Genomic DNA, 7,669 nt, shown 5'->3' with positions numbered 1-7,669 from the left:
GGTGGCCGGCGTGCACGCCGCGTTGCTGCGCCACGTCGGCGGCCACCCGGCGGACGACGTGGCCCTGCTGGTGCTCCGCAACGACCGCAACGACCGCCCCCGGCCGTCCGGGGGCCCCGCCTCCCTGACGGCACCGCCGGACGACACCTGGGGCTAGGCCCCGACCGGCCGAGGAAGAGCCGCGTGAGCGACCGGTCGGGCCGTGCGCGCCGGGTCCGGTGGGTGGATCCGGCGCGCACGCCCGCTCCCCGGCTCCCGCCGGGGTGCGCCCGGGCCACCGTCGGCGACCGGAGACCAACCGACTCCGACACCGGCCCGGGGCGCCGCCCGCCTGCCGTGGAGTGTCGGGCAGACAGCAGGAACGGGCGGCGCGTCACGGGCCGTCGCACTGTACGAGGGGGAGCCGACGGCCCGTTGCCTCTTCATGAGGCGAGGATCCCAGTCAACCGCTCGACGGCCCTGTGCGGCAGGGTGCGCGGCGCATTTATGCGCGTACTAGGTTCACACCCCGTGCGAACGCCACGCCCACTACTCTGGGACCGACGAGCCCTTGGAGGGGCCCATGCAGTCCAATGCCCTGCTCGACGCCCTCCTCGCCGAGGCGGGCATGTCCCACGCCGGACTCGCGGCCCACGTGAACCAGGCCGGCCGGTCCCGCGGACTCGCGTTGCGCTACGAACACACGGCCGTCAACCGGTGGTTGAAGGGGCAGCGGCCCCGGGGCCAGGTCCCGGACCTGATCTGCGAGGTGCTGGCCACCCGGCTGCGCCGCCCCCTCTCCCTGGACGACATCGGGCTCGGGCTGCCGGGCCAGCCCACCGCCGGGGCGGGCGCCGCCTCGCTCGGCGGCTTCGTCGACCGGGCCACCGCGCTGTGGCGGGCCGACCAGCAGGGCCGCGAACTCGGGCTCACGGACGATGCGTTGACCGGCACCCCGGCCGTGATCCCGGTCTGGGAGTGGGAGAACCCGCCCGAGGACGCCGACGTCTCCCACGACGGCCCCACCCCGATCGGGCCCGAGCACATCGAGATCCTGCGCGCCGCCCGGGCGCACTACGAGCTGATGTACCGGCGGGCCGGCGGCATGGCCACCCGGGCCCGGATCGTGCGCTTCCTGGGCAGCGAGACCGCGCCGATGCTGCGCGGGAGCTACTCCGACGCGCTGGGCCGCCGGCTGCACCGGGCCACGGGCTCCCTGGTCGCGGTCGCGGGCATCTGCGCGTACGACTCCGACGCCCACGGCCTGGCCCAGCGCTACTTCCACCAGGCGCTGCGGCTGGCCAAGGCCAGCGGGGACCGGGGGCTGGGCGCGTACGTCATCGCGCTGATCGTCAACCAGTCCCTGCACCTGCGGGAGTTCCGCCAGGCCCTGGCCTTCGCCGAGGCCGCCCTGCGGGCCGCCGGCCGGCACACCACCCCGGCGCTGGCCGCCGACCTCTACGCGATGCAGGCCAAGGCGTACGCCCAACTCGGCGACACCACCGCGGCGCTGGCCTGCATCCGGCAGGCGGAGACGGCCTCCGAGCGGATCCGGCCGGGCAGCGAACCCGACGAGACCGGCTACGTCCAGCCGGGCCTGGTCAACGTCCAGGTGGCCGAGGCCCTGCTCAGTCTGGGCGAACTCGACGCGGCCCACGAGCAGGCGACGGCGGCCGTGGGCACCCCCGCCCACGACCGGGGCCGGGTGCACCGGCTGGCGATGCTCTGCGAGATCCAGCTGCGCCAGGGCGAAGCGGACCGCGCCCTCGTGGCCGCGGCGGAGATGGCCGAACGCGCCAAGGGGATGGAGTCGCTACGGCTGCGCGACCGCTTGCGGGCGGTCCGCGAACAGCTCCTGACCAGCGGTTGTGCCGATGCGGAGAAGACCGCGCAGCTCATCGACGGGGCACTGCGCGTTCCGCTGTGACAGCGCACCTGCTGCCATGTTGCCACCGACACAAACGGAAGGTGGCGACAACCGTGCAGTGGACGAACCTGAGTGAGCAGACCGTGTACAAGAACCGCTGGTTCGACGTGAACCTCGCCGACGTCGAACTGCCCGACGGACGACACCTGGACCACTTCGTCATCCGGCTGCGCCCGGTGGCGGCCGCCACGGCGGTCAACGAGGCGGACGAGGTGCTGCTGCTGTGGCGGCACCGGTTCATCACCGACAGTTGGGGCTGGGAACTGCCCGCCGGAGTGGTGGAGGAGGGCGAGGACCTCGCGGCGGCCGCGGCCCGGGAGATGGAGGAGGAGTCGGGCTGGCGGCCCGGCCCGCTGCGCCCGCTGATGACCGTGGAGCCCTCCAACGGCCTGACCGACGCCCGGCACCACTTGTTCTGGGCCGAGGGCGCCACGTACATCGGCCCGCCGGAGGACGGGTTCGAGTCCTCCCGGAGGGAATGGGTACCGCTCAAACTGGTGCCGGACCTGATCGCCCGCGGGGAGGTCCCGGCCGCCAACATGGCGGCCGGGCTGCTCCTGCTGCACCATCTGCGGGCCGGATGACCGGCCCCTGAGCGCCGGCCGTCCACGCGCCCGCCCGGCCGTCCGCGCGTCAGCCGTACGCGTAGAAGCCCGAGCCGGTCTTCCGGCCGAGCCGGCCCGCGTCCACCATGCGCTGGAGCAGCGGGGGAGCGGCGTACAGGGGCTCCTTGTACTCGGCGTACATCGAGTCGGCGATCGAGGCGATGGTGTCCAGGCCGATGAGGTCGGAGAGCTTCAGCGGGCCCATGGGGTGGGCGCAGCCGAACTCCATGCCGTTGTCGATGTCCTCACGGCTGGCGATGCCCGATTCGAACATCCGGATCGCCGACAGCAGGTACGGCACCAGCAGCGCGTTGACCACGAAGCCGGACCGGTCCTGGGCGCGGATCGCGTGCTTGCCGAGCACGTCCCGCACCAGGGCGTCGGCCCGCTTGACCGTGTCCTCGCCCGTGGTCAGCGCCGGGATCAGCTCGACGAGCTTCTGCACCGGGGCCGGGTTGAAGAAGTGGATGCCGATGACCTGGTCGGGACGCGAGGTCGCGACGGCCAGCTTCACCAGCGGGATGGAGGAGGTGTTGGAGGCCAAGATGGCGTCCGGACGGGTGACCACCTGGTCGAGGACCTGGAAGATCTCCGTCTTGACCTGCTCGTTCTCCACGACCGCCTCGATGACGAGGTCACGGTCGGCGAACTCGCCGAGGTCGGTGGTGAAGCTCAGGCGGGCCAGGGTGGCGTCCCGCTCCTCCTCCGTGATCTTGCCGCGTTCGGCGGCCTTGCTGAGCGAGTTGTGCAGCCGGGTCCGTCCGATCTCCAGGGCCTCGCCGGTGGTCTCGGCGACCTTGACCTCAAGGCCGCTACGGGCGCACACCTCGGCGATGCCCGCGCCCATCTGGCCACAGCCCACTACGCCGACGCGGGTGATGTCGGAAGGGAGGTCAGTCACTTCGTGCCTTTCGCTGGCTCGTCTGTGGGCGGGTCCCCCGTGCGATTCCGGCGCCCGCCACGCCCCCCGACGTTACTCCCGCCCCTGCCACGGGTGGGCGGTCGGGGCGGGCATGCTGGGCGGACGCAGATCGATGTCACGCTACGGAAGGGATCCGTCACATGGGGTACGTGAACCGCAGGGGGCTGCTGACCGGTGCCGCGGGGCTGCTGGCGGTGACGGCGACGGGAGCGGCGGCCGGCGGCCGGGCGGCGCCGGCGGCCGCGGCGGTGACGGAACCGGCGGGTGCGCCGCTGCGGTCGGGGCGGGGCGCGGTGGTCCCGGAGTTCCGCGGGATGTGGGTGGCGTCCGTGCAGAACGTGGACTGGCCCTCGGAGTCCGGCCTCAGCGCCGCCGAGCAGCGCGCGGAGCTGCTGGCGCTGCTCGACACGGCCGTGGCGCGCCGGCTCAACGCCGTGGTCCTCCAGGTCCGGCCGACCGCCGACGCCCTGTGGCCCTCGGCGCTGGAGCCGTGGTCGCAGTGGCTGACGGGCCGGCAGGGCCAGGACCCCGGCTGGGACCCGCTGGGCACGGCCGTCACGGAGGCCCACAAGCGGGGGCTGGAGCTGCACGCCTGGTTCAACCCGTACCGGGTGGCCCAGCACACCGACCGCTCCCGGCTGGTCGCCGACCACCCGGCGCGGCGCAACCCGGGCTGGACGGTCGCCTACGGCGGCAAGCTCTACTACAACCCCGGGATGCCCGAGGTGCGCGCCTTCGTCCAGGACGCGATGATCGACGCCGTCAGCCGCTACCCGGTGGACGCGGTCCACTGGGACGACTACTTCTACCCCTACCCGGTGTCCGGGCAGCGCTTCGACGACGACGCGGCGTTCGCGGCGCACGGCGCGGGCTTCCCCTCCCGGGCGGCCTGGCGCCGGCACAACATCGACAGCCTGGTGCGGGAGATGTCGGCGCGGATCAAGGCGGTCCGCCCCGGCGTACGGTTCGGCGTCAGCCCGTTCGCGGTCTGGCGCAACCGTGACCGCGACCCGCTCGGCTCGGCCACGCAGGCGGGCCTGGGGACGTACGACGACCTGTACGCGGACACCCGCGGCTGGGTCAAGCAGAAGTGGATCGACTACGTCGTCCCGCAGTGCTACTGGCACATCGGCCACCCGCAGGCCGACTACGCCACGCTCGTGCCGTGGTGGTCGGACGTGGTCGCCGGGACCGGGGTGGACCTGTACATCGGCGAGGCGCTCTACCGCTGCGACGCCGACAGCGCGACGGCGGCGTGGCGGGACCCGGCGGAGCTGTCCCGGCACCTGACGCTCGCCCACCGGTACGCCGGGGTCCGCGGCCATGTCCACTTCTCGGCGAAGCAGGTGGTCGCGGACCCCAACGGAGCGATGGCGAGGGTGGTCGCCGATCACTATCCGACGGCGGTGCCGCCGCGCTGACCGCGCTCGCGCGGGTCAGCGGAAGAGGCTCGTGGGCCCGGCGCTCTGGTCGGAGTGGGCCGGGTGTTTGACCTGGCAGTCGGGTCCGGGGGACATGATGGCCTCGTGGCCGTCCGGGAAGTGCACCCGGTAGGGCGGGGCGCCGTTCTCGCCCAGGACCTGGGTGATCTCGCCGATCTTGTCGTGCTGGCCGACGATTCGGCCGTGCTGCACCAGCTGGTCGCCTTCGGTCGCGCGCATCTGCTGACCTCCCTCGGGGCGGAGCCGATCCGGTTGACAGCAGTTTACGGCGATTCAGGTGATTTGGGCCCACCGGGTCGCGTCAGCGGCGCTGGGTCACGGCGATGCACACCAGGACGGCCACGGCGGTCAGGGGTGCGGCGGGGGAGAGGTGTTCGCCCAGCAGGGTCACCGACCAGACCAGGGTGAGCAGCGGCTGGGCCAGCTGGAGCTGGCTGGCCCGGGCCGCGCCGATCTCCGCCATGCCGCGGTACCAGACGTAGAGCCCGAGGAAGGTGGAGCCGGCCGCGGCCCACACCAGGCCGGCCACCCCGTGCGCCGACAGCCGCACCGGCTCGTGGGCCAGGCCCAGCACCGATCCGGTCAGGCTGAGCGGCAGGCAGAGCACCAGCGCCCAGCCGATGACCTGCCAGCCCGGCAGGACGCGGGCCAGCCGGCCGCCCTCGGTGTAGCCGGCGGCGCACACCAGCAGCGCGGCGAACAGGTAGCCGTCGCCCGCGGAGAGGCCGCCGCCGCTCTGGGCGAGGGTGAAGCCGAGCACCACGGCCGCCCCGGCGATCGCGGCGGCCCAGAAGGTGCGCGAGGGCCGGGCCCCGGTGCGTACGGCCGACAGCGCGGCGGTGGTCAGCGGCAGCAGGCCGACCACGACGGCGGCGTGCGAGGTGGTCGAGGTCTGCAGTGCGAGCGTGGTGAGCAGCGGGAAGCCGACGACCACCCCGGCCGCGACGACGGCGAGCCCGGCCCAGTGCGCCCGGTGCGGCAGGGGCACCCGCAGCGCCAGCAGGAAGCCGCCCGCGACGACGGCGGCGAGCACGCTGCGCAGGGAGACCAGCGACCAGGGGCCGAAGCTCTCCAGGCCCCAGGCGGTGGCGGGGAAGGTCAGCGAGAAGGCGACGACGCCGAGCCCGGCGAGCAGGGTGCCGGTCCGGGCGCCACCGGCGGCCGGGGCGGACTCGGCCGGGGTGGCCCGGGCCGCGCCGGGCTGGGTCGCGGCGGGCTGGGTCGCGGCGCCGGTGACTGCTACTGGCCGAACGTGCGTAGCGCTATTCTGTGCTCTCATGAATGAGCGTAGCAGTGTGGCGGAACTCGCGGAAACCCTGCGTACGGAGCTGGACCGCTACTCGGTCGGTGGAAAGCTGCCGTCGAGCCGGGCCCTGGTCGAGCGGTTCCGGGTCAGCCCGGTGACCGTCTCCCGGGCGCTGGCCCAGCTCGCCGCCGAGGGCCTGGTGGTCACCCGGCCCGGAGCCGGGGCGTTCCGGGCGCAGCCCCGTACGGCGCCCCGGCCGGCGGGGGACACCTCGTGGCAGGAGGTCGCGCTCAGCGCCGAGGGGCCCGGCGAGGTGGTCCCGCGCACCGTGGACGCCTCCGGGGTGCTGGTCTCGCTGGCGGTGCCGCAGCCCGGGGTGATCGAGCTCAACGGCGGCTACCTCCACCCCTCCCTCCAGCCCGAGCGGGCCATGGCGGCGGCCCTGGCCCGGGCCGGCCGGCGCCCCGGGGCCTGGTCCCGACCGCCCACCGAGGGGCTGCCGGAGCTGCGCGACTGGTTCGCCCGGGAGATCGGCGGCCAGGTCACCTCGGCCGACGTGCTGGTCACCGCGGGCGGGCAGAGCGCGCTGACCACCGCGCTGCGGGCGCTGGCGCCGCCCGGGGCGCCGGTCCTGGTCGAGTCCCCCACCTATCCGGGGCTGCTGGCCATCGCCCGGGCCTCGGGCTGCCGCCCGGTGCCCGTGCCGGCCGACGCCGACGGGGTGCGGCCGGACCTGCTGGCCGCGGCCTTCGAGGCCACCGGGGCGCGGGTGTTCGTGTGCCAGCCGCTGTTCCAGAACCCGACCGGCTCGGTGCTCGCCGCCGACCGCCGGGCGCAGGTGCTCCGCACCGCCCGGGCGGCCGGGGCGTTCGTCGTCGAGGACGACTACGCCCGCGCCCTGGCCCACGAGGACTGCGGGCCGCTGCCCCCGACCCTGGCCTCGGCCGACCCCGACGGCGTGGTGGTCCACGTCCGGTCGCTGACCAAGGCCACCTCGCCGTCCCTGCGGGTGGGCGCCCTGGCGGCGCGCGGGCCGGTGCTGGAGCGGCTGCGGGCGATCCAGGTCGTGGACAGCTTCTTCGTGCCGCGCCCGCTGCAGGAGGCCGCGCTGGAACTGGTGGGCGCCCCGGCCTGGCCGCGCCACCTGCGGACGGTCGCGGCCGAGCTGCGCCACCGGCGCGAGGTGCTGGCCGGGGCGCTGCTGCGCGAGCTGCCGGGCCTGTCCCCGGCCCGGCTGCCGGCCGGCGGCTTCCAGCTCTGGGCACGGCTGCCCGAAGGCTGCGACGAGGCCGGCTTCGTGGCCGCGGCCCTGCGGGCCGGGGTCGCGGTCACGCCGGGCCGCCCGTACTTCTGCGCGGAGCCCCCCGGCCCGTTCGTCCGCCTGAGCTTCGCGGCGGTGGCCGCCCCGGAGGTGCTGACGGAGGCGGTCCGCCGCCTGACGGCCCTCGTCCCCTTGTCCTGACCGGGCCGCACGGCACCCCGGGCCCGCCCCCGCCCTCGCCGCGGGGCAGGAGTTCGCCCCACCGACGCCTGGGCCCCGGATGCCGT

At 74.8% G+C, this 7,669-nt stretch carries 7 protein-coding genes; 4 read left to right on the top strand and 3 right to left on the bottom strand.

The genetic code is table 11. The features are described 5' to 3' along the window. Positions 1-562: 562 nt before the first annotated feature. Together EF918_RS29290 and EF918_RS29285 are read left to right on the top strand one after the other, a co-directional pair. Positions 563-1,906 carry a transcriptional regulator gene (locus EF918_RS29290; RefSeq protein WP_125651952.1) on the top strand — a complete coding sequence of 448 codons (1,344 nt, stop codon included), beginning with the start codon at positions 563-565 and terminating at the stop codon, positions 1,904-1,906. Positions 1,907-1,959: 53 nt separating this feature from the next. Beyond that, positions 1,960-2,490, top strand: coding sequence for an NUDIX domain-containing protein (locus tag EF918_RS29285; protein WP_125651951.1), 531 nt, complete (start codon positions 1,960-1,962; stop codon positions 2,488-2,490). Between the two features lie 49 nt (positions 2,491-2,539). On the opposite strand, the gene EF918_RS29280 is transcribed toward EF918_RS29285, so the two are convergent. Beyond that, positions 2,540-3,412: a 3-hydroxybutyryl-CoA dehydrogenase gene (locus EF918_RS29280; RefSeq protein ID WP_125651950.1), complete on the bottom strand. Its 873-nt coding sequence runs from the start codon at positions 3,410-3,412 to the stop codon at positions 2,540-2,542. A gap of 161 nt (positions 3,413-3,573) precedes the next feature. Here EF918_RS29280 and EF918_RS29275 point away from each other — a divergent pair, with 161 nt between their 5' ends. Then, positions 3,574-4,854 (top strand): glycoside hydrolase family 10 protein, encoded by a 1,281-nt coding sequence (locus EF918_RS29275; RefSeq protein WP_125651949.1) that lies wholly within the window; start codon positions 3,574-3,576, stop codon positions 4,852-4,854. 15 nt (positions 4,855-4,869) lie between these two features. On the opposite strand, the gene EF918_RS29270 is transcribed toward EF918_RS29275, so the two are convergent. Next, positions 4,870-5,094 carry a DUF1918 domain-containing protein gene (locus EF918_RS29270; RefSeq protein ID WP_125651948.1) on the bottom strand — a complete coding sequence of 75 codons (225 nt, stop codon included), beginning with the start codon at positions 5,092-5,094 and terminating at the stop codon, positions 4,870-4,872. 82 nt (positions 5,095-5,176) lie between these two features. After that, positions 5,177-6,154, bottom strand: a complete 978-nt coding sequence (locus EF918_RS29265; RefSeq protein ID WP_125651947.1) for a DMT family transporter — start codon at positions 6,152-6,154, stop codon at positions 5,177-5,179. Here EF918_RS29265 and EF918_RS29260 point away from each other — a divergent pair. After that, positions 6,153-7,583: a PLP-dependent aminotransferase family protein gene (locus tag EF918_RS29260; RefSeq protein WP_125651946.1), complete on the top strand. Its 1,431-nt coding sequence runs from the start codon at positions 6,153-6,155 to the stop codon at positions 7,581-7,583. The two genes, EF918_RS29265 and EF918_RS29260, sit on opposite strands and share 2 nt — an antisense overlap. The last annotated feature ends 86 nt before the right edge of the window (positions 7,584-7,669 follow it).

It is taken from the genome of Streptomyces sp. WAC06614 (genome assembly GCF_003949795.1).
GTDB lineage: Bacteria > Actinomycetota > Actinomycetes > Streptomycetales > Streptomycetaceae > Streptomyces.
This window is presented reverse-complemented; position numbering and strand designations above follow the sequence as displayed.